A 21,158-nucleotide genomic window follows, 5' to 3' on the forward strand; every position below is an offset into this window, starting at 1 on the left:
CTACTTCAGGCCTGCCGCCGTGCAGTCGGCCGCGAGTTGGGGCATGCATATGTCGGACGGTGTGTACATGCCGTCCCTGATGACCGTGTCCGTGATGTTGTCCTTCGTCACGGCGACAACGGGCACGAGATGCGCGGGGATGCCCTTGTGAGTGGGGCTGTCGACCTTGTCGCGCGTGAGGGCGTCAAACTGTATGTTTTTGCCCTGGGCCTTGGCCACGGCCATCTCCGCGGCGTGTTCGGCCTCCTGTGGGTACGGTTTGTACGCGCTCATGTACTGCTCGCCGGTGACGATCCGCCGCACCGCCGAGAGCTCGGCGTCCTGTCCGGTGACCGGCGGCAGGTCGGTTACGCCTGCGGCCTTCAGCGCTTCGATGACGCCGCCCGCCAGACCGTCGTTGGCGGCGTAGACGGCCTTGATGTTGTTCCTGCCGATTTCGTTGATCGCCTCGGTCATGTTCTTCTCGGCGGTCTGCGGCTTCCAGTCCACGGTGTCGAACGACTTGGCGATCGTCACCTTGCGGTCGAGCGCGAGGAGCGCGCCCGCCTTGAACTGCTGGGCGTTCGGGTCGGTGGGCGAGCCGTTCATCATGACTATCTTGTCGGAGATGCTGGCGTCCTCACCGAGGGCTTCCAGCAGTGAACGGCCCTGTATCTCGCCGACGAGCTCGTTGTCGAAGGTGATGTACGCGTCGATCGGGCCCTCGGCCAGCCGGTCGTAGGCGATGACCGCGATACCGGCCTTCTTGGCCTTCCTCACCCCGCTGGCGATGGCGTGCGCGTCGACCGGGTCCAGCAGGATCACGTCGACCTGTGCGTTGATCATCTGCTGCAGTTGTCGTGACTGCTCGCCCGCGTCCGCATCGGCGTTGGCGTACTCGACCCGGCCCTGGCCGTGAGTGAGGGACGCGACCTTCGTCTTGATGGCGGGGTAGTGGAACTGCTCGTACTGGGGGTTCGACTTTTCGGGCAGCAGTAGCCCCACGGTGATGTCGTCGCCTTTGGCCGGGCTCGCGTCGCCGCTGCTCCTCACCGCGTTGAGCCCGCCGCAGCCGACGAGCGAGGCAGAGAGCGTTGTGGTGGCTACGGACATGGCGATACGACGCATCGGGAGCTCACTTCAGGCGCGATCCGGACGTGGGTACCTGCATTGCGGCCCACCTGACTGAAAAAGCCGAGACGGAGGCGTCCCTCGGTATCGAGCGGGACTACCATACGATATGAGAGATGGCATCTCGCAATATGTCCACTCCTGGTAGTCGCGCCGCACCATCGGACCGCCCCTGGCGGGTGCCTGCTCCGCGGAGTCGACGGGTGGCCGGCGAAAGGGCGTAACCGGGCCGTCGGCGTGCTCGGCCTGCCATCCCGCGACGTCAGGCATTGCGCTCGGGGCGGCCGTGCCGAGCGCGTCCGTGGGGTCTTCGTGGTTCACCGTCGGCGGCCGTGTCATCACGCGCCGCACGGACCGCTGGGGCGGCGGCAAGGTGAGGTGGCGGCTCGCGTGCCGCCGTGGCCGACATCGTGGAAGTGGCGCTCCGATCTTGCACCCGACTACCCGTCATCTCTTGTCCGGGCGGGATGTCGGCCTGCCTGCATCTCGCATATCCGTATCGCTTGACATGATGCCATCTCGCATTGAAAGATGCCCGCCATGCGAGTAGTGACGACGGACGCCGGCCTGGGCCGGATCGAGGACGGGGCCATCGCCCTGCTGGACACGGCTTTTCCGCACGTCGGCGCGGTCCTCGAACAGCAGGGATCGCTGCGGTGCCTGGAGTCGAGCGCGGTGCGCCGACGGATCCCGCTCGACGAAGCCACGCTCGTGGCGCCGTTGGGTCGCCCCCGGGCGGTGTGGGGCATCGGCCTCAACTACGTGTCGAAGGCGGCCCGAGCCGGCCGGGGGCTGCCCGAGCAGCCGATCCTGTACCTGGCCGCGTCGTCCGGCGTCCTGGCACCGGGCGCACAGGTGGTGATCCCACGGGCCGCGACCGAACCCGACTACGAAGGGGAGATCGCGATCGTCGTCGGGCGCCCGCTGTACCAGGCGTCAGAGTCGCAGATCTGGCCCGCGATCGCCGGCATCACCGCGGCCAACGACATGACGGCGCGCGACGTCATGCGCACCACGGCGGTGCCGGCCCTCGCCAAGAGCTTCCCGGGGTTCACGCCGCTCGGCGCGTCCGTCTGCACCCCCGACGACCTCGCCGACCGCGACGCGATCCGCGTACGGACCCAGGTCAACGGCGAACTCGTGCAGGACGACACGAGCGCCGGGATGATCTTCGCGGTCACCGATCTGCTCAGCCGGCTCTCGTGGTTCACCGCCCTCGAACCCGGCGACGTCGTCCTCACCGGAACCCCGGCCGGCACCGGCCAGGACCGCGGCTGCTTCCTCGCCGACGGCGACGAGATACGGGTCGAGGTGGACGGCGTACTGCCCCTCGTCACCCGCGTCGTGCGTCCCGCAGGCGCCTCACCGCACGACCACCGGCTGACCGAACCGGTCAGCTGACCGCCCCTCACACTGGAGCACACACCGATGCCCATCTCCTCCCCGTCGTCCTACGACCTCGTCTTGGCCGGCGGCACCGTCATCGACCCGGCGTCGAACACCAACGCCCGGCTCGACGTGGCGGTCACAGGTGACCGTATCGCCGCGATCGGGGAAGGGCTGGCGGCGGGCGCGGCCCGCACGATCGACGTCACCGGTTCCACCGTGCTGCCGGGCCTCGTCGAGGGCCACACCCACATCTTCCAGTACGTCTCCGCCGTCGGCGCCCCCGCCGAGGAGGCCCACCTGCGCCGTGGCGTCGTCGCCGCGGCGGACGCCGGAACCGCCGGCGCCTCGACGTTCGCGGCCTTCCGCAAGCTGGTGGTCGAGGCGAACCCGCTGCGCATCGTCAACTTCCTCAACGTCTCGGTGCTCGGCCTGATCGACTTCAGGTTCGGCGAGCTGCTCAACCCCGACACCCTGGTCCCCGAGGACGCGCTCGCGACCGCCGAGGCCCACCCCGATATCGTGCGCGGCTTCAAGATCCGGCTGTCCGAGGACGTCGTCGGCGAGCACTGGGAGTCGCTGCTGAAGAAGTCCGTGGCGCTGGCCGAGCAGGCCCGACTCCCGCTGATGGTGCACATCGGGGAGACCGAGGAGCCGGTGCCCGTCGTCCTGGAATACCTGCGCCCCGGAGACATCGTCGCGCACTGCTACACCGGTAAGCCGAACGGCATCCTCGACGGCGACCAGGTGCACCCCGCGGTCATGGCGGCCCGCGAGCGCGGCGTGCTGTTCGACTCCGCCCACGGCAAGAGCAACCTCAGCTTCGAGGTGGCGCGCCGGGCGATCGCCGACGGATTCCTGCCCGACATCCTCAGCTCCGACACCAGCGCCCGCAACTGGCGCGGCCCGGTGTTCGACCTGCTCACCAGCGTCTCCAAGCTGGTCGCGCTCGGCGCGCCGCTGGAGGAGTGCATACGGCGGGCCACCGTCGCCCCCGCACAGCTGCTCGGCCTCGACACCGAGGGCTACGGGCGCCTGGCGGTCGGCGGGCGGGCCGACGTCACGGTCGTCGACTGGACCGACGAGGTCACCCTGCCCGACGCCGCTGGCAACACCATCCTCGCGCCGCGCCTGGAGCCGACCGTCGTGCTGCACAACGGCGCCGAGGTCGACATCGTGCCGTGGCGCGGTCTGCCGTCGGCATGAGACGCCCGCCCGCCCCGGGGAGGACGCGATGACCGTCGGCGACCTCCACCTGCTGCGGCGCCGGCTGCGCGCGGCCCTGACGGCGGGGCGACCCGCCGTCGGGACGTTCGTCAAACTGGCCTCGCCCGACGTGGTGGAACTGGCCGAGGCGGCCGGGTTCGCGTTCGTGGTCGTCGACCTCGAACACTCCACCCTCACCGAACAGAACGCCGTCGACCTGGTCCGCCACGCCCACGCCTGCGGCCTGCCGGCCCTGGTCCGCGTGCCCGAGGTGGACGCCGCCGCCGTCAACCGGCTGCTGGAGGCCGGGGCGGCGGGGATCCAGCTCTCCATGCTCACCCGCGTCGACCAGGCAGAGGCACTCGTGGCCGCGACGCGGTTCGCGCCCGCCGGCCGCCGCTCGGTCAGCCTGGCCAACAGGGCCGCCCGGTTCGGCGCGCTCCCGCTGGCCGCCTTCCTGGGCGCCGAGCAGGACGACCCGCCGGTGCTGGTCGGCCAGATCGAGACGGCCCGCACCGATCCCCTGCCGGATCTGCTCGTCCCCCTCGACGTGTGCTTCGTCGGCAGCACCGACCTCGCGGTCGACCTGGGCCTGCCGGCCGACCCCGCGGTGCTGCGCGCCGCGGTGGACCGGGTGCGAGTGGCCGCCCGCTCGGCGGCGGTGGCGTTCGGCGGCTGGGCGCCGACCCGGGGCGCGGCGGGACACCTGGGCCTGAGTGACGCCGACTACCTGGTCGTCGGCTCGGACCTGCAAATGCTGGCGGCAGCCCTGCGCGCCGCCGCCGGAGAGGAGAACCAGTGACCACACGCAACGCGGCATTGTTCAGCACCGTCCTGAACTGGGAAGAGCTGCCGGTGACCCAGGTGCGGCCGGGGGTGCGCCGTCGTGTCTACGCGACGGACGAGATGATGATCTGCCACCACGAGCTCGAGGTCGGCATGATGCTCAACCCGCACCGGCACGAGGAGTTCGACCAGCTGGTCCATATCGCCCAGGGGCGAGCGAACTACTACGTGGACGGTGTCGCGCACGACATGCGCGCGGGCTCGTTCCTGCTGGTCCCCCGAGGCAGCGAGCACTATGTGGAGCCGACGGAGGCCCCCTGCGTGAACATCGACTTCTTCGTCCCGCCGCGTGCCGACCTGCTTCCCTGACCGAAGGGCCGGCTCGCCGCGGCACCCGGGGCGTGCGGTAACCGGGGCGCGCGGTAACCGGTGCCGGGACTGACTCGGCCCACCCACACCCGAGTCACCGCCGGGAGGCGTGTCACATGACCCACATCGTCGTGCTCGGAAGCACGAACATGGACCTCGTCGCGTACGTCGCGAAGGCCCCGCAGCGCGGAGAGACCGTCAACGGACGCGAGTTCCGTACGGTCCCCGGCGGCAAGGGCGCCAACCAGGCGGTGGCCGCGGCCCGTGAGCGTCTCGGTCTGACCGGCACCAAGTCGACCGAAGAGGGGTGCCTGCGCATAGGCGCGACCGTGACCAACAGCGACCTCGCCGCGCACCCCGAAGTCCGCCGCCGCTACCCGGCGTTGACGCAGGCGGTACTGGCGGGTGCCTCCGGGCAGTTGCGCAACATGGTCACGGTCGGTGGCAACCTCCTCCAGCGCACCCGCTGCGGCTACTCGGCGACGTGACCGCACCCTGCAACAAGCGCGTCCCCGGCAGCGGTTGCCCCGCCATCGCCGGCGAGCACCACAACCACGCCGTCCTCGGCGCCTCCGGCCACTGCGCGGCCGTCCACCCCTCGGACATGGGCGTGGCGCTGACGGCCTTCGACGCCGTGGTGTCGTACGAAACGACCGACGGGCCGGGGAAGTTGCCGCTTGCCGAGTTCTATCTGCCGGTGGGCGACACCCCGCACCTGGAGACCGCGCTGCCGCCGGGGGCGCTGATCACCGGTGTCACCCTGCCGCCGACGCCCTCAGCTGCCAACTCCCGTTATCGCAAGGTACGCGAGCGTGCCTCGTACACGTTCGCCACCGGCTCGGTCGCCGCCGCGCTCGACGTCCAAGGCGGCGTCGTACGCGAGGTGCGCCTGGCCTTCGGAGCGGTCGCGTCCCGGCCGTGGCGCGCCCGGACCGCCGAACGCGTGCTGACCGGCGCACCCGCCGACGCCGAGACCTTCGCCGCCGCCGCGGACGCCGAACTGGCTGCCGCCGAGCCGCTGCCCCACAACGGATACAAGGTGCCCCTGATGCGCAACCTCATGGCGGCCGTCCTGACCGAACTCGCCGAGGAGGCCGCCGCCCGATGACCAGAGCAGCATCCAAGGGTGCGACGGTCGGGGGCGCCGTCGGCGTCGCGCACACCCACGTGGACGGCAGGGACAAGGTCACCGGAGCCGCCCGCTACGCTGCGGAGATCCCCTTCGCCGAACTCGCCCACGGCTGGCTGGTGTTGTCCGCCATCGCCCGTGGTCGAGTCCGCTCGCTGGACATGGCCCCGGTCCTTCGGATGCCGGGCGTGCTCACCGTCCTGCACCACGGCAACGCCCCGCGCGTCGGCAACGACTACATGACCCTGCTGGGCGTCCCGCCGGACCCGACCGTGGCCCTCTTCCAGCACGACCGGGTGCCGTACCTGGGCTGGCCGGTGGCCGTGGTCGTCGCGGAGACCTCCGAGCAGGCCAGGGAGGCCGCTCAGGCGCTGGTCGTGCACTACGAACGTCAGCCGCACGACGTCGAGTTCAACGGAGCACGTCCGGACGCCTACCCTCTCGACACCTACGAGCCGGCGGTGGTGGAGAAGGGTGACCTGGCGGCTCAACTCGCCGCGTCCGCCGTCGTCGTGGACGCCGAGTACACCACTCCGGAGGAGCACCACCACCCGATGGATCCGCACGCGGCGACGGCCCGCTGGGACGGTGGGCGGCTCGAAGCCGTCGACTCCAACCAGGGCACCGCCAATGTCGCGAGCGAACTCGCCAGGCTGTTCTCGCTCGACGCGTCCTCGGTGCGGGTGCGCTCCGAAATCGTCGGCGGCGGCTTCGGGTCCAAGGAACACGTCCGGGCGCACCAGGTGGCCGCCGCGATGGCCGCGAGCGTCCCGCGGCGGCCGGTCCGCGTCGTTCTGACGCACCGTCAGATGTTCTCGCTCGTCGGCTACCGCAGCCCCACCGTGCAGCGGGTCAGGCTCGGCGCCGACGCCGACGGGCGGCTGCGCGTCCTCGAACACCGCTCCCTGAACCTCACCTCGAGCATGCACGACTGGGTCGAGCCGTGCACTCAGGGGGCACGGGTGATGTACGACGCCGACGCCCACCACACCTCGCACCGGGTCGTACGGCTGGATGTGCCGACCCCCACCTGGATGCGCGCCCCGGGCGAGGCGCCGGGGTCGTTCGCGCTGGAGTCGGCGCTCGACGAACTCGCCGAGAAATGCGGCCTGGACCCGATCGAGCTGCGCGTACGCAACGAGCCCCGGGTGGGTCCGGTGTCCGGGCTGCCCTTCAGGCCGCGCAGACTGCTCGCCTGCCTCCGGGAGGGCGAGCGCAGGTTCGGCTGGGCGGTCCGGGACCGGGCCACGGGCGGCCTGGTCGGCGCCGACCAGGCGGGCTACCACTTCGCGGCCAACGCCGACGTCCCGCTCATCGAGGTGGACTGGGTGGACGACCCCGACCCGGACGACCCGGTCGGAATCAAGGGCATCGGCGAGATCGGGATCGTGGGCGCGGTGGCGGCGATCGCCAACGCGGTGTGGCACGCGACCGGCGTACGCCACCGTCATCTGCCCGTCCGGCCCGACCGCGTGATCCTCCCCGGAGCCACGGATGCTTGACCTCGCCGAGGAACTGAGCCGTCGGCCGCATTCGTGGGCCCGGCCGCCCTGGTCGGGCGCCCCGAGGGTTCGTACGAGGGCGGGTCCGACCAGGGCCCCGCCATGTGCCGCACCGTCAGTGGTGTGCGGGCCACGACCTGCCGGCCCGCCGCGCCCTCCGCGGTGGGCCGGCAGGTCGCTCCGGTGAGTGGGTCAGCCGCCGTTGGGTTCGCCGTCCGAGGGGCCAAGCCGCTGCGACAGCGCGCGGGCGGTTTCCAGCAATGCCTGGGCCATCGGCGCCTTGACGTCGTCGGAGACCGTCGCCGTCGTGCCGACGACCGCGAGCGTCCCGCTGATCTTGTCGCCATCGAAGATCGGTGCCGCGATGGTGCGGACCCCGTTGACTGCGGGGGAGTTGACCGACAGCCCGTGGTGCCGGATGGCGGCGAGTTCCTCGGCGAGCTCGGCCGACATGCGGACCGAGCGCGGCAGCGGCGGTACCTGGTCCGCGGGCAGGAAGGTGAGGAAAATCCGCCCCTGTGCCGAGGACGTGAGGTCGAGACGCGAGCCGACCCGGACGCTGATGCGCACCATGTGATCGGTGTTGTCCACCGAGCGCACCACGGTCGCCGACTCGCCGTCCCAGACCGATAGCACGATCGTCTCGTCGATACGCCGGACCAGCTCCTCCATGTACGGCTCGGCGGCGGCGACGATCGGCAGGCCGGCCCGCGCGGCCGCAGCGAGCGTGAGCACCTGGGAACCGAGGGAGTAGAGCGAGGTGCGCTCGTCGTACCGCAGCAGGTTCGCCGCCCGCAGTGCCTTCGTGTAGCGGTGCGCGGTCGCTTTGCTCGCCCCGAGACGTGCGGTGATCTCGTTGAGATTCATGTGCGGCTTGCCGACCGTGAACGAGCCGAGGATCAGCGCCGCACGCTGCACCGTCTGGATGGTCGGCGCGGTCGTGTCGGGACCGCTTCGTTCGCCGGTGCCGGGCTGCGCCTTCGTGGCCATGAAATCTTACTCCTGTCCCGTACTTAGTAAGCTGGTAAGACGTTGAATGGAACGTCGTATCGGATAGCGTAACGGCGACGGCCGACTGAATGTGCGGGAAGCGCGGGAAGCGCTGAGGCGCTTCTCGGCAGCGAGCCGCGGCGGTGAACGGGAGTCGGGCACTCACGCATCGGAGGAGTGCCCCGGCGTGAGCGAGCGCGCCGGGTCGAGCAGGGCGGCGATGTGGTTGACGGCGAGGGCCGCCTCGCCGAAGCCGATCGAGATGAGGCTGACCTTGCCGTCGTGGTCGGCGATGTCACCGGCCGCGAAGACGCGCTGCCGGCTCGTGCGCATCGTGCGGTCGACGAGGATGCGCCGACGGCGCAGCTCCAGTCCCCAGTGCTCGATCGGCCCGAGATCGGCGATGAAGCCGAGCGAGGCGACCACGGACTGGGCGGGCAGGCTGACCCGGTCGCCGTCCGGGCTCGCGACCACGACCTCCGACACCGCCCCGTCGGCCGACCCGCCGCCAGAGATCTTCTCGACCTCGTAGGGCGTCAGGACTCGCACGGAGGATGCGTGCACCTGCTCGACGGTGCGTTCGTGGGCCCGGAACCGCGTACGCCGGTGCACCAGCGTCACCGACGAGGCGATCGGCTCCAGCGACAGCGCCCAGTCCAGCGCGGAGTCCCCGCCGCCGACCACCACGACGTCTTGTCCGGCGAGTTCGTCCAGGCGCGGCACGAAGTACCGAAGCCCCCGGCCCAGGTAGTCGGAGCCCACCGGAAGCTCGCGGGGGACGAAGTTGCCGATCCCGCCGCAGACGAGCACCGCCCCCGCGGTGATCCGCGCGCCGGCGTCGGTGGTGGCGACGATGCCCTCGCCCGCGTCGTCGAGGCGGATGACCCCGTGCCCGAGCAGGTAGGTCGGGTTCCACCGCCCGGCCTGCTCGGCCAGCCGGTCCACCAGGTCCTGGCCGCGGACGGCGGGGAAGCCGGCCACGTCGTAGACGAGCTTCTCGGGGTACAGCGCGGCGATCTGGCCGCCCACCTCGGGCAGCGCGTCGGCGACCGCGACGCTCAGGCCGCGGAAGCCGGCGTAGTACGCGCCGTACAGCCCCGTCGGGCCGGCGCCGATGACGAGCAGATCGACGGACACCTCGGAGCCGTCGCCCCTGACGGTCGGGAGGCCACTCACGCTCCCACCTCGGGGTGATCGTGGCCGACCCGGCCGACCTTGCGCGCGCCACCGGGCGATCCGAGCGGCTCGATACCGAGGGTGAAGAACTCGGCGTTGATACGCTCGGCCTGCTGGGACTCGGCCGGCAGGTCCTCGTGGTGGAAGATCGAGATCTGTGGGCAGACGGGTTCGCAGCGCCCGCACTCGACGCATTCGTCGGGCTGGATGTAGAGCATCCGGTCGCCCTCGTAGATGCAGTCGGCCGGGCACTCCTCCATGCAGGACTTGTCCATGACGTCGAGACATGCCTGAGTGATGACGTACGGCACGGGCTTCTTGCCCTTCACACGGTCGCACAGTATGCGAGATGGCGTCTTCTAATGTGGAACGTGGAATGCATGATGACGGCGTCGGTCCAGGGTGTCAACCATCAGGTAATTGCTTGACATCGCCGCGTGTGCTAGGAGAAGCTGATGCGACATACGAGATGGCGTCTCACAGCACGCCACTCGGGTCGGGACTTGTGAGAGGCAAACGCCGTAATGGGAAGCAACCCCCGGACCGTCCCAGCACCGATGATCGTCGAGGACTGGGACCTGCTCACCTTCCGGGTCAACCGCGAGGCCTACCGCAGCGCGGAGATCTTCACCCGGGAACGCGGCTGGGTGTGGACACACACCTGGCTCTACCTCGGCCACGAGACCGAGATCCCCAACCCCAACGACTTCAAGGTCCGCACCCTCGGGGGCCGACCGCTGATCTTCTGCCGGGACAGCGCCGACGAGGTGCACGCCTTCCTGAACTCCTGCCCGCACCGCGGCACCGTGCTGTGCCGCGAGAGCGAGGGCTCGACCAGGCTCTTCCAGTGCTTCTACCACGCCTGGACATTCCGTAACAACGGTGACCTCGCCGCGATCCCCGACGCCGACGCGTACGAGTCGAGCGACGAGTTCAAGGCGTCCATGGGGCTGCGCGGCGTGCCGCGCCTGGAGATCCACGAGGGATTCGTCTTCGTCGCCTTCGATCCGGACGTTCCGCCGCTGCTCGAACACCTCGGCGATGCCGCCGACTACATGACGATGATCGAACAGCAGCACGTCGGCGGCATGACCACACTGCCCGGCACACAGAAGTACAGCGTGCGGGGCAACTGGAAACTCGCCGTCGAGAACGCGATGGACGGATACCACTTCGCGCCGACGCACAACACGTTCGTGGGCTACCTGCGCGAGAGCGGCTACGCCGTCACCGACGACAACCAGTACGCCTACAACCTCGGCAACGGCCACGGGCTGCTGGTCCTCACCGGGCACGGCGGACGGATCAGCATGGAGTGGGAACCGCGCTTCGGCGAGGCCGAGCGGGTGCGCACCGAGGCCCACCGAGCCGAGATGACACAGCGGCTGGGGGAGAAGCGAGCGCATCACGTGGCCGACGAGAGCCACATCCTGTTCGTGTTCCCCAACCTGCTGCTCTTCGACATCGAGGGCCTGTCGATCCGGCAACTGGAGCCGGTGGCGCCCGACCAGACCGACGTGCGCGCCTGGCAGTTGGTGCCCCGCAACGAGGACCCGGACACCCGCGCCCTGCGCATGAAGACGGTCGTCAGCTTCGTCGGCCCGGGCGGGCTCGCCACGCCTGACGACATCGAGGCGTACGAGGCGGTCCAGCGCGGCATCCAGGCCACGGCCGGCACCGCCGCGCCCGAGCTGGACTACAGCGACATGTCGCGCGGCATGGCCGACGAGGTCAAGGGCGTACAGGGCAGGTCGACCGACGAAGGCGCGATGCGGGGCTTCTGGCGGCACTGGATCGAAGCCGTCGGGCTCGAGAACGGCCTCAAGGTCCATGGCCGGCGTCCGGCGTCCTTCCTCGCGGGAAGGGACGTGCGATGAACGCGATCATTAACACCCACTCCGTGCGATGCGGGGGACGCGCCATCACCCGGCCGGAGGTGGAGGACTTCCTCTACTCGGAGGCGGACATCCTCGATCGCTGGGACTACGACGGCTGGCTGGCCCTCTTCGAGCCCGGCGCCCGCTACGAGATCCCTACCACCGACTACCGTCCCGGCTGGTCGCCGCACGAGACCGGATCGTTCGTCGACGACGACTGGGACCTGATCCTCGCCCGGGTCAAGCGACTGAAGTCCCGCAAGGCGCACGCCGAGAACCCGCACTCGCGTACACACCGGCTGGTGTCAAATGTGCGGCTGTCCGAGCACACGGAGGATTCCTTCCGGGTGGCCGCGTCCTTCGTGGTGCACCGCGCCCGCGACGGGCACTTCGACGCCTATGTCGGCTGGTACGAGCACGTACTGGTGCCGACCGAGGACAGCCTGCGTTTCCGCTTGCGGCGCTCGATCCTCGGCCACGAGTCGCTGGCGGCAGGCGCCCGGCTCAGCTTCATCCTCTAGCCGGCGACGGACGGTGACCCGATGATCCGACACACCCTGTCCTTCCGTTTCGACGACGGAGTCGACCAGGCCACGCGCGAGTCCGTACTGGCCGAGCTGCGTACCTTCCCAGGCCGGTACCCGGCAATGCGCGGCTTCGTCCTCGGCGAGAACGTCAGCACCCGCGACCAGACCTTCACCCACACGATGGCCGTCGACTTCGACAGCCAGGACGACCTGCTCGCCTATCTCGGCAGCGAGTCCCACGAGCGCTTCGTGCACACGCGCTGGCGACCGGTCATCGGCCGGCAGGCCATCACCTCGTTCGAGTACGCCGAGCGTCCGTCGCTCGCTGCAGGAAGGACATCCCCAGTGAGCACACGCCCGCACGCCCCGTACGGCATGGAGTACGCCCGGATCGAGGTTCCGGACATGCAGGCCACGATCGACTTCCTCGAGTACCACGTCGGACTGCAGCTGGAGCAGCGTACGGACGAGTATGCCTACCTGCGCGCCGACATCGAGCACCACGCGATCGAGCTGATCAACGCGCCCGAGCGGACCGACGGGTGGACGACCGCCGTCGGCTACAGCGTGGAGAGCGAGGAGGTCCTCGACCAGCTGCACAAGAGCGTCCTCGACGCCGGCCTGGAGGTCCTTCAGCTGCAGGAGCGGCAGCAGGCGCTGTGCGACAACGGCTTCGCCGTGAAGGACCCGAACGGTCTCATCATCGAGCTGTTCACCGAGTTCCAGGAGTACGCCGAGCCGCCGCACATCGAGATCCGGCCGCTCGACCTGGTGCACCCCTTCATCGCCACCGCGAAGTACGAGGAGTCGCTGGACTTCTACCAGAACGTCCTGAAGTTCGTGCCCTCGGACTACGTCGTCGGCTCGACCACGTTCTTCCGCGGCGAGGACCGCTACCACCACAGCCTCGCGGTGCAGAACAACAAGGAGCACTACGTCGCGCACCTGTGCTTCGCGATGAAGAGCCTCGACCACGTCATGCGGATGCGCGCCCGCGCGCTGTACAAGGGCGCGCCGATCGCCTCCGACATCGTCAACCACTCGGCGTCGACGTCGATCGCCTTCTACCTGCACGACACGCGCTTCGGCCCGCGGTTCGAACTGTGCGACCGGCACCGGGTGTTCACGCCGGAGGAGCACGAGACGCACCGGGCCCGCAGGATGCCGGCCGACCCGCGCAACATCGACGTGTGGCGTCCGGCGTCCGACGACTGGGGACGTTTTTGAGACAGCAGTTGCTTGACGTCCTGCGCCTGCTCGACGCGACCCCCGCGCCACGTGGCGCGGAACGGACGGCGGCCCACCGGCTGCGCGCCTGGTGCGCCGACCGGTGGCCGCACGTCGAGTGGCAGGTGGTGGAGCACGGCCCCGCGGGCGGCAGCCTGATCGCCACGCACGGGGCCGGGCCGCTGCTGTACTCCCATCTCGACACGTCGCTGGACGACGGCGGGGCGCACAACCCGCTTGTCACCGGCAACGCCGCGCCCGTCGCTCCGCTCGCCGTGGACGGCGACGTGGTGACCGGCTTCGGTCTCGGGGTCGCCCGCGGGCCGGCGGCGGCCGCGCTGGTCGCGTTCGCCGAGGCGGGCGCCGGACGGCTGCTGCTCGCCGGCTCCGGTACGCACCGCCGCGCCGGCGGGACCACAGGGCTGGAGGCCTACGCCGACTCGTACCCACTGCCGCGGTCGGCGATCGTCGCCAAGTGCGGCCCGCCCACCCTGCTGTGGCACGAGCCGGGCGCGTTCTACCTGACGGTCACGGTGACCGGCCGCTCCGGGGCGGCGATGGCGGCGGAGTCCGCCACGCCCCCCGGGGGAGTCGTCGCCCAGGCCGGCGTCGTCCTGGAGGAGCTGGCCCGCTGGCGCACGGACTACCTGGCCGCCGACGCGCGGACGGGACAGACCGGCCGGGCGTGCGGCATCGGCGCGATCAGCGGGGGATGGCCGGACAAGCCGGACCTGCTGCCGGCCCAGCTGCGGATCGATCTCTACGTCGTCGCAGGTGACCGGGTCGAACCGACGGCGCTGGCGTCCGAGCTGGCCGACCGGCTGCGGGCACGGTGCGCGAAGTCGGCGCTGCGCGACTGCGCGGTCGAGGTGGAGGCCGAGCCGGTCGCGGCAGCAGCGGCGACGCCGGCCGACGCCCCGGTGGTGACGGCCGCGCGGGCGGCCTGGCTCGACGAGTTCGGTGCGCAGCCGCCGCCGGTCACCGGCTGGACGGGATCGACCGACGGCGTCGTACTGCGTGCCCACGGCGTCGAGACCGTGCGCCTCGGCCCGCAGGCGAAGCCGGCCGCCGATGATCCCCGTCGAGATGCCCTGTCGTTGGGGCAGCTGACCGCCTACGCGCGCGTCTACCGCCGGCTGTTGACCGAGCTGCCGGCGTAGCGCCCCGGATCCCGGCGCCGACCGGACCTTTCATGTCACTCAGCGAACAGCAGACCGGCGACAGCCACTCAGTGACAACTGCTGAGCGAACAACCAATCAGCGCAGGGCGCCCTCGCCCTGCAGAAAAGTGGGCGGGCGGATGGACAAAGTGGTCGCTTCCGCGGCCGAGGCGGTGGCGGACGTCCCGGACGAGGCGTCCCTCGCCGTCGGCGGCTTCGGACTCAGCGGAATCCCGGGGGCCCTGATCCAGGCCCTGCACGACGCCGGCGTCACGGGACTCGACGTCGTCTCCAACAACTGCGGGGCGGGAGAATCCGGCCTCGCAGTGCTCCTCGCCTCGGGCCGGATAGCCCGGGTCACCGGCAGCTACATCGGCGGCAACAAGGAGTTCGCCCGCCAGTACCTGGGCGGCGAGATCGAGCTGGAGCTGATCCCGCAGGGCACCCTCGCCGAGCGGCTGCGGGCCGGGGGCTGCGGCATCCCGGCCTTCTACACACCGGCCGGGGTCGGCACCCAGGTCGCCGACGGCGGGCTGCCCTGGCGCTACGACGGCGGGGGCGGTGTCGCCGTCGCCTCACCGGCCAAGGAGGTCCGCGACTTCGCCGGCGCCGCGTACGTCCTGGAACACGGCATCACCACCGACTTCGCCCTGGTGCGGGCGGCCAAGGGTGACCGGCACGGCAACCTCGTGTTCAACAAGTCCGCCCGCAACTTCAACCCCCTCGCCGCCATGGCGGGCCGTATCACGATCGCCGAGGTGGAGGAGCTCGTCGAACCGGGCGCGATCGACCCCGACCACGTCCATCTGCCGGGCATCTTCGTCCAGCGCGTGGTGGCCCTCAGCCCCGAGCAGGCCGCCGACAAGAAGATCGAGAACCTCACGGTGACGCCCAGGGAGGTGCGGGTCTGATGGCCTGGACACGGGACGAGATGGCCGCCCGCGCGGCCCGCGAGCTGCGCGACGGCGAGTACGTCAACCTGGGCATCGGGCTGCCGACGCTGATCCCCAACCACCTGCCCGAGAGTGTCCACGTCGTGTTGGAGTCGGAGAACGGCATCCTCGGCACCGGTCGTTTCCCGTACGAGGACGAGGTCGACCCGGACCTGATCAACGCGGGCAAGGAGACCGTCACCGTCCTGCCGGGCGCGGCCTACTTCGACTCCGCCCTGTCGTTCGGCATGATCCGCGGCGGCCACATCGACGCGGCCGTGCTCGGCGCCATGCAGGTCTCCGAACGGGGCGACCTCGCCAACTGGGCGATCCCCGGCAGGATGGTGACCGGTATCGGCGGAGCCATGGACCTCGTGCACGGTGCCCGCCGAGTGATCGTCACCATGACCCACACCGCCAAGGACGGCACCCCGAAGATCGTGCGGGAGTGCGACCTGCCGCTCACAGGAAAGGGCTGCGTGGAGCGGATCATCACCGACCTCGGCGTCCTCGACGTCACCGACGACGGCCTTCTCCTCGTCGAGACCGCCCCCGGCGTCACCGCCGAGGAGATCACCGTGAAGACGGCGGCGAATCTGCTCATCCCTTACGGAACCCGCTCGTAGCCGGCCCTCCGTGGCGCGTACGACCTGGCAGCACGCCCGTGCTGCCTGCCGGTCACCGTTCCCGGAGCGACCGTCGAGGGGCTGTGCGCGTCGGGCCTGGAGGCTGTGATCCAGGCCCGACGCGCCGTCGCCGTCGGTGAGGGGACCCCGAACTCGTCGCCGACCAGGATCAAGGCCGTACACACGGCCCAGGTCCGTCGGCGACCGGTGTATGTCGCCCCGCTCGCGCCCGGATCCAGGCCCGGCGTGTGGAGATCACCGGCCCGTCGGCCGTGAGCCGACGGGCCGCTCGACGTGCTCGACTCGGCTGCGTGGGCGCGCTCGTGGACCTCTTGGCTGTGGAAAACGACCGCCGCAGCCATAGGGTCGCTATGGCTGCGGCGGTCGGTACTTCTCCAGGGCGGCACCCCGACGGTCAGCGGCGCTGGTCGAGCGACCGCTGTCCGAGAGGCGCGGCCCTCACCGGGAGGGCGAGGCGTCACACTCCCCAGTCGTCATTGACGGTGACGGCGTCGGCGATGCGGAACCGGCCGCCGGGCACCAGGGGTGTGGCGGGCTCACCCATCACGACGACATGCTTGCCGAACCGGGGCGCCAGCGGCCGGCCGACGTCGCGCTTGAGCCACAGACGCAGCAGGTGTCGGCGGCGCTCCGGTTCCGGGTGGTCGATGTAGCTGGTGCGCGAGTGCAGTGCGGCGTAGTTGAGCAGCCACTGCACGTCCCCCGGCTGGAAATCCATGTCGATCGGCAGGCCGGGCTCCTGCGAGATCTCGTCGAAGAGGGTGATGGCCGCGGCTTGGTCGGGCGTCAGTTGGGGGACGCCGGGGTACTCCTGGGCGCTGAAGATCATCGAGTTGCCCGCGTAGGTGCTGAAGACGCCGTTGACGTGGCTGATGATCGGCGAGGTGTACGTGAGTTCCGGGGAGTCGGGGTCCTGACGCCGCCAGTCCCAGTGGTAGGTGTCGAAGAGCCGCGCGGCGAGGTCCGGCCGGCGGCGCAGCATCTCGTTGTAGATCGTGGTGCCGCTGACCAGGCTGGAGGCTCCGCCCTCCTTGGCGCCGCGCAGGCACATGAGGGCGACCACGTCGGAGCTGTCCGAGTGGAACGGGAGCCGGTCCCGTATGCGAGAGGGGAGCGCGCCCTCATCGGACATCGTCTTGTTCGATGTGGCGATCACGTGGTCGAGCAGGTCGCCCCTCTGGTTCTGCCCGATCGGCTGGCCGAGGTGGAGACCCATGATGAAGAAGATGGCCCCGGACATGGGGCCGCCGTACTCCTCGGTGCGCAGCCCACGCACCAGGATGAAGCCCCGGCCGGCGTCCATCTGGTGGGCGCACTCGTCGTTGAGGGCGCGACAGGCGTCGAAGGGGTAGTCGGCGGCGGTGACAGTGCGCAGGTCGGGGTCGTCGGCGACGAAGCGCCGTCCCAGGTCTTCCAGCTCGGTGCGCTCGGCGTCGCTGAGTACGTAGATCCAGTCAGTGGACTTCGACAGCTCGTCGCCGCGCCAAGCGGAAGGCCCGGAGATCGGCTGAAGGCCGACAGTGGTGGTCACGATGATGCACTCCTCGAAAATGTGATGGCAAAGCCCGTCGGCGAAGACACGACGGACGTTCGGTGTGGCGGGGGCTCGTCGCGCGGCGACGAACTGCACTCAGAAGGGAGTCTGAGGCTCGCCGACAGCCGTGCCGGGGCGCAGTCCCTCCCGGGGAGGGAAGTAGCTGAGCGGCTCGTCGTAGGTCCGGCGGCCGGCGCATGACACGAGCAGGACGCCGATCAGAGCGACTGGCCTCATGCTGGTCCCGTCCTTTCGAGAAGTACCTCAACCATAGGAGACGTCTAGGTCGGGGTCAATATGCGAGACATCGTCTCGTGATGCATTACGGCAAGGTGAATGGGTGCCCGCGTGGAGCCTGCAGGGTGGTAGGGGCCTGACGGCCGCAGCGCCGGCAGATGTGCTGCGGCTGCGCGGACAGGTCCGCGAAACGCTGGACCGGGACGCGGCACACGGAACGACGAGATGTTGGGGAACGGGCTTGAGCTTGCCGGCGATTCTCCTGCCCGTCCGCCATCGGAGATGGAGCTCGCCGGCAGATACTTCGCCTGCTGGTGGTAAAGCTCTGTCCTGCACCTGACCTGTATGAACACCGTGACTCTCGCGACCAGCGTCCGGGTACACCCTCAGTCGGGTACCGCGTCCACAGCGACACCATCGCGGACAGGACTGCGGTCCCCCGCTTCTTCGCCGTCGACGAGTTCGAGACCGCAGGCCTGGAGTCTGCCCGCTCCTGGCTCGACCGGGCACTGGAGCTGGAGGCCGAGGCCGGAGCGCACGGCGCACCGGGAGCGGTGTCGGGGCACGTCCACGTCAGCGGCGACGGTCACCGCATGCGCAACCTCTCGGCCTGGGTCTCGTCCACCGCGCACGAGGAGTTCCTCACGGGCGGCGCTCTCGCGCAGATGTTCGCCATGCTCGGTCCTCCAGGCACCCCGTGCGGCCAGCAACGGTTACCGCCTGGCCACGAGCCTCACCACGGTGGCCCCCTCCTCTCCGTCCTGATCCCCTCCACAGTCAGGTTGTGAAATGACAGTCGCACGTACCGCCCTGATCACCGGCGGTAACAAGGGCCTCGGCCTCGAAACGGCCCGCCGTCTGGTGGAGGCGGGGCACACGGTCTACCTCGGGGCGCGCGATGCCGGGCGCGGCCTGGAAGCCGCCCGATCAATGTCGGAGGGGGTGCAGCCCGCACATGATCGCCACATGTCGGATGTCTGTGTCAGGCCAGGTCGCTCCCGAAGGCGGTCGACAGGTACGCGCGGGCCTCGGCGATGGACCGGTCGATGACTCGGGCCGCCTCGCGGGCCTCTTCGGGCTGGTGGCCCGCCTGTACCTGCAGCCGGAAGCAGGAGGAGCCGGTCGGGGTCACCGGGAACTCGACCATGAAGGCGAGTACACCCTGGTCGAACAGGAGCCGGTGGGTGACCCGGGCCAGCTTCTCCTTCCCGATCAGCAGCGGGACGATCGGGGACGGGAAGCCCATGCAGGTCAGTCCGCGCCCGCCGAGCTCGTCGCGGAGGGTGTCGATCGCCTGGAACAGCCGTCCGCGCAGCTCGTCGCTCTCCGAGGAACGGATGATCTTTGCCGCCGTGAGTACGACCGCGGTCTGCATGGGGACAGGGCGTTCGAGAAGAAGTGGGAACCGCCGAACATCTTCACGTACTGCTTCACCGCGGGCGAGTTGGAGGCGAGGAAGCCGCCGTTCGGAATCCTTGTGCGCGGGCGCCAGGAGGAGAGGCAGGACAGTTCACCTTCGAACTGCGCATACAGATGCTGTCCATGTATATAGATGGAGACTAAATGGGTGAACGAGCGGGGGTAATGGGAGCGCGGTTACGCCAACCGCACCCGCGTGAACCGCCCCGCCGTCCGCAGTTCCGCCTCGATCCGCGACGCCGTCCTGTACAGCTCCGGCAGCACCTCCGCCACGCAACTCTCCGCCGTGCGACGGGTCGTGTGCATCGCGACGTTCACCGCCGCCGCCACTCGCCCCGTACGGTCCCGCACCGGGACCGCGATCGACCGCAGCCCCTCCTCCAACTCCTCGCTGACCAGGGCGTATCCCTGCTCCCGCACCTCAGTCAGCACCCTCGCGAAGGCCACCGGGTCGGTCACGGTGTGCGGAGTCAGCGGGGCCAGGTCCGGTACCCGGAGTTCCCCGTCCGGTACGTCGGCCAGCAGTACCCGGCCCATCGACGTGGGGTACGCCGGAAGCCGCGTCCCGACCGTGATGTCGGCGCTCATGATGCGCCTCGTCGCCACCCGCGCCGTGTACTGGATCTCCGCCCCCGAACCCGCCCCTGAACCCGCCCCTGAACCCGCCCCCGAACCCGCCCCCGAACCCGCCCCCGAACCCGCCCCCGAGTCCGCCCCCGAGTCCGCCGTCAGGACCGCCAGTGACGCCGACTCGTGGACGCGGCCCGCGAGTTCGGCGAGGTGAGGGGAGGCGATCTCCGGCAGGGACGTACGGGAGAGCGGCGGGAAGCCGAGGGACAGGACCCTGGGAGTGAGGGTGAAGGTGCGGCCGTGTGTCTCGACGTACCCCAGGTGCTCGTAGGTGATCAGGGCCCGGCGGGCGGTCGCCCTCGCCAGGCCTGTCGCCCGCGCGACCTCCGTCAGGGTCAGTTCGGCGCGGGACTCGCCGAAGGCCGTCAGGACCGTCAGGCCCCTGGCCAGGGACTCGATGAACTCGCGGCCCAGTTCCTGCTTCGAGGCCCCGGTCCAGGCCGCCAGGTCGGAGGGGGGCGCCGCCGCCCCGGCGGGCGGCCGTACCCGCAGCTCGGCCTCCATCGCGGCCACCGTCGAGCGCAGTCGCGGCAGCAGGGCGTCGCGCAGGTCCGCCGCCGTACGGCGGCTCGTGTGGCTGACGACGCTCGCGACACAGGCCACCCGGCCCGTACGGGGGTCCCGTACGGGTACGGAGACGGCGACCAGCCCCGGTTCGATCAGCTGGTCGTCCAGTGCCCAGCCGTCGACCCGGGCCCGCTCGACGTACGCCGCGAAGCCGGCGCCCGAGTCGTCGGTCCGGGGCGGAACGGCGGGGAAGCCGTGGTCGGCCGGGTCCGCCGCCCGGCGCTCGCGCCAGCGGTGCCAGTCGGCGACCGTCCACTCGGTGGCGAACAGCGGGCCGGGGGCGGTGCGTTCGGCGGGGAGGAGGTCGCCGATGCGGAAGCTGAGGGACATCGCGCGGCGGCGGGTCGCCTGGTGGATGAAACGGATGCCGTCCCGGTCGCCGACCGACAGCGACACCGACTCGTCCAGCTCGTCGGCGAGGGCGTCCGCGTGCGCGTCGAGCAGGGCGGGCAGCCGGAGGGCGGCCAGATAGGCGTTGCCGAGTTCCATCAGCCGAGGAGTGAGAACCGCGTCCCGGCCGTCGAGACGGACGTACCCCATGCGCGCGAGTGTCGCCGTGATCCGGTCCACCGTCGAACGGGCCAGACCGGTCGCCCGCTCCAGCCCGCTCAGGCTCAGCGTCCCGCCCGCCTCCGTGAGCTGCCGCAGCACGGCGATTCCCCGCATCAGCGGGGCCACGGCCTCGGCGGGCACGGGAACAGGGGCCGCGCCGGAAACAGGGCCGGGGACGGGGGCAATCATGGGCTC

Annotated in this window: 20 protein-coding genes and 3 pseudogenes; 15 read left to right on the top strand and 8 right to left on the bottom strand. The window is 70.4% G+C overall.

Annotation, left to right across the window (positions count from 1 at the left end; all coding sequences use genetic code 11):
* Complete coding sequence (locus RB628_RS09645; RefSeq protein ID WP_318319908.1) at window positions 1–1,107, bottom strand: sugar ABC transporter substrate-binding protein; 1,107 nt, start codon at window positions 1,105–1,107, stop codon at window positions 1–3.
* 543 nt (window positions 1,108–1,650) lie between these two features.
* Between RB628_RS09645 and RB628_RS09650 the strand changes: the two genes are divergently transcribed.
* The 7 genes and pseudogenes from RB628_RS09650 (at window position 1,651) to RB628_RS09680 (ending at window position 7,488) form a co-directional block, all read left to right on the top strand.
* Window positions 1,651–2,511, top strand: a complete 861-nt coding sequence (locus RB628_RS09650; RefSeq protein WP_318319909.1) for a fumarylacetoacetate hydrolase family protein — start codon at window positions 1,651–1,653, stop codon at window positions 2,509–2,511.
* A gap of 27 nt (window positions 2,512–2,538) precedes the next feature.
* Complete coding sequence (locus RB628_RS09655) at window positions 2,539–3,702, top strand: amidohydrolase family protein (RefSeq protein ID WP_318319910.1); 1,164 nt, start codon at window positions 2,539–2,541, stop codon at window positions 3,700–3,702.
* Window positions 3,703–3,730: 28 nt separating this feature from the next.
* Window positions 3,731–4,504, top strand: coding sequence for an HpcH/HpaI aldolase family protein (locus RB628_RS09660; RefSeq protein ID WP_318319911.1), 774 nt, complete (start codon window positions 3,731–3,733; stop codon window positions 4,502–4,504).
* Entirely contained in the window at window positions 4,501–4,857 is a 357-nt protein-coding gene (locus tag RB628_RS09665; RefSeq protein WP_318319912.1) for a cupin domain-containing protein, read from the top strand. Before RB628_RS09660 ends, RB628_RS09665 begins: the two co-directional genes overlap by 4 nt.
* Window positions 4,858–5,006: 149 nt before the next feature.
* A pseudogene (locus tag RB628_RS42550) lies at window positions 5,007–5,063 on the top strand (hypothetical protein); the annotation flags it as partial.
* A gap of 90 nt (window positions 5,064–5,153) precedes the next feature.
* A pseudogene (locus RB628_RS09675) lies at window positions 5,154–5,965 on the top strand (FAD binding domain-containing protein); the annotation flags it as partial.
* On the top strand, window positions 5,962–7,488 hold the full coding sequence (locus RB628_RS09680) for a xanthine dehydrogenase family protein molybdopterin-binding subunit (protein ID WP_318319913.1): 1,527 nt from the start codon (window positions 5,962–5,964) through the stop codon (window positions 7,486–7,488). The pseudogene RB628_RS09675 and the gene RB628_RS09680, both read left to right, overlap by 4 nt.
* Window positions 7,489–7,680: 192 nt before the next feature.
* Here RB628_RS09680 and RB628_RS09685 read toward each other — a convergent pair whose 3' ends face one another.
* The 3 genes from RB628_RS09685 to fdxA form a co-directional block, all read right to left on the bottom strand.
* The gene (locus RB628_RS09685) at window positions 7,681–8,478 is read right to left on the bottom strand and encodes an IclR family transcriptional regulator (RefSeq protein WP_318319914.1); all 798 of its coding nucleotides are present in this window, start codon (window positions 8,476–8,478) and stop codon (window positions 7,681–7,683) included.
* 162 nt (window positions 8,479–8,640) lie between these two features.
* The gene (locus tag RB628_RS09690) at window positions 8,641–9,654 is read right to left on the bottom strand and encodes an NAD(P)/FAD-dependent oxidoreductase (RefSeq protein ID WP_318319915.1); all 1,014 of its coding nucleotides are present in this window, start codon (window positions 9,652–9,654) and stop codon (window positions 8,641–8,643) included.
* Window positions 9,651–9,983, bottom strand: coding sequence for a ferredoxin (gene fdxA, locus RB628_RS09695; RefSeq protein ID WP_412180621.1), 333 nt, complete (start codon window positions 9,981–9,983; stop codon window positions 9,651–9,653). Before fdxA ends, RB628_RS09690 begins: the two co-directional genes overlap by 4 nt.
* Before the next feature lie 228 nt (window positions 9,984–10,211).
* Between fdxA and RB628_RS09700 the strand changes: the two genes are divergently transcribed.
* The 6 genes from RB628_RS09700 (at window position 10,212) to RB628_RS09725 (ending at window position 16,003) form a co-directional block, all read left to right on the top strand.
* Window positions 10,212–11,531 carry an aromatic ring-hydroxylating dioxygenase subunit alpha gene (locus RB628_RS09700; RefSeq protein ID WP_318319916.1) on the top strand — a complete coding sequence of 440 codons (1,320 nt, stop codon included), beginning with the start codon at window positions 10,212–10,214 and terminating at the stop codon, window positions 11,529–11,531.
* Complete coding sequence (locus tag RB628_RS09705) at window positions 11,528–12,052, top strand: aromatic-ring-hydroxylating dioxygenase subunit beta (RefSeq protein ID WP_318319917.1); 525 nt, start codon at window positions 11,528–11,530, stop codon at window positions 12,050–12,052. The genes RB628_RS09700 and RB628_RS09705 overlap by 4 nt, the downstream gene beginning before the upstream one ends.
* Before the next feature lie 21 nt (window positions 12,053–12,073).
* Entirely contained in the window at window positions 12,074–13,285 is a 1,212-nt protein-coding gene (locus RB628_RS09710) for a Dabb family protein (RefSeq protein ID WP_318319918.1), read from the top strand.
* Window positions 13,249–14,445 (top strand): hypothetical protein, encoded by a 1,197-nt coding sequence (locus tag RB628_RS09715; protein WP_318319919.1) that lies wholly within the window; start codon window positions 13,249–13,251, stop codon window positions 14,443–14,445. The genes RB628_RS09710 and RB628_RS09715 overlap by 37 nt, the downstream gene beginning before the upstream one ends.
* A 140-nt stretch (window positions 14,446–14,585) precedes the next feature.
* On the top strand, window positions 14,586–15,356 hold the full coding sequence (locus tag RB628_RS09720; protein WP_318319920.1) for a CoA transferase subunit A: 771 nt from the start codon (window positions 14,586–14,588) through the stop codon (window positions 15,354–15,356).
* Complete coding sequence (locus tag RB628_RS09725) at window positions 15,356–16,003, top strand: CoA transferase subunit B (protein WP_318319921.1); 648 nt, start codon at window positions 15,356–15,358, stop codon at window positions 16,001–16,003. The genes RB628_RS09720 and RB628_RS09725 overlap by 1 nt, the downstream gene beginning before the upstream one ends.
* 478 nt (window positions 16,004–16,481) lie before the next feature.
* Here the strand turns inward: RB628_RS09725 and RB628_RS09730 are convergent, their stop codons facing one another.
* Both RB628_RS09730 and RB628_RS09735 read right to left on the bottom strand, forming a co-directional pair.
* The gene (locus RB628_RS09730) at window positions 16,482–17,555 is read right to left on the bottom strand and encodes a TauD/TfdA family dioxygenase (RefSeq protein ID WP_318319922.1); all 1,074 of its coding nucleotides are present in this window, start codon (window positions 17,553–17,555) and stop codon (window positions 16,482–16,484) included.
* A gap of 99 nt (window positions 17,556–17,654) precedes the next feature.
* A complete protein-coding gene (locus tag RB628_RS09735; RefSeq protein WP_157857388.1) occupies window positions 17,655–17,795 on the bottom strand; it encodes a hypothetical protein in 141 nt (46 codons plus the stop codon).
* 314 nt (window positions 17,796–18,109) lie between these two features.
* Here RB628_RS09735 and RB628_RS09740 point away from each other — a divergent pair, with 314 nt between their 5' ends.
* Window positions 18,110–18,583, top strand: coding sequence for a hypothetical protein (locus tag RB628_RS09740; protein ID WP_318319923.1), 474 nt, complete (start codon window positions 18,110–18,112; stop codon window positions 18,581–18,583).
* A gap of 1 nt (window position 18,584) precedes the next feature.
* Window positions 18,585–18,719, top strand: a pseudogene (locus tag RB628_RS09745) (SDR family NAD(P)-dependent oxidoreductase); the annotation flags it as partial.
* A 58-nt stretch (window positions 18,720–18,777) separates the two neighbouring features.
* Here RB628_RS09745 and RB628_RS09750 read toward each other — a convergent pair.
* Window positions 18,778–19,299: an aminotransferase class I/II-fold pyridoxal phosphate-dependent enzyme gene (locus RB628_RS09750; RefSeq protein WP_318319979.1), complete on the bottom strand. Its 522-nt coding sequence runs from the start codon at window positions 19,297–19,299 to the stop codon at window positions 18,778–18,780.
* Between the two features lie 92 nt (window positions 19,300–19,391).
* Window positions 19,392–21,152 (bottom strand): IclR family transcriptional regulator C-terminal domain-containing protein, encoded by a 1,761-nt coding sequence (locus tag RB628_RS09755; RefSeq protein WP_318319924.1) that lies wholly within the window; start codon window positions 21,150–21,152, stop codon window positions 19,392–19,394.
* Between the last annotated feature and the right edge of the window lie 6 nt (window positions 21,153–21,158).

It is taken from the genome of Streptomyces sp. ADMS (assembly GCF_033441795.1).
Lineage (GTDB): Bacteria > Actinomycetota > Actinomycetes > Streptomycetales > Streptomycetaceae > Streptomyces.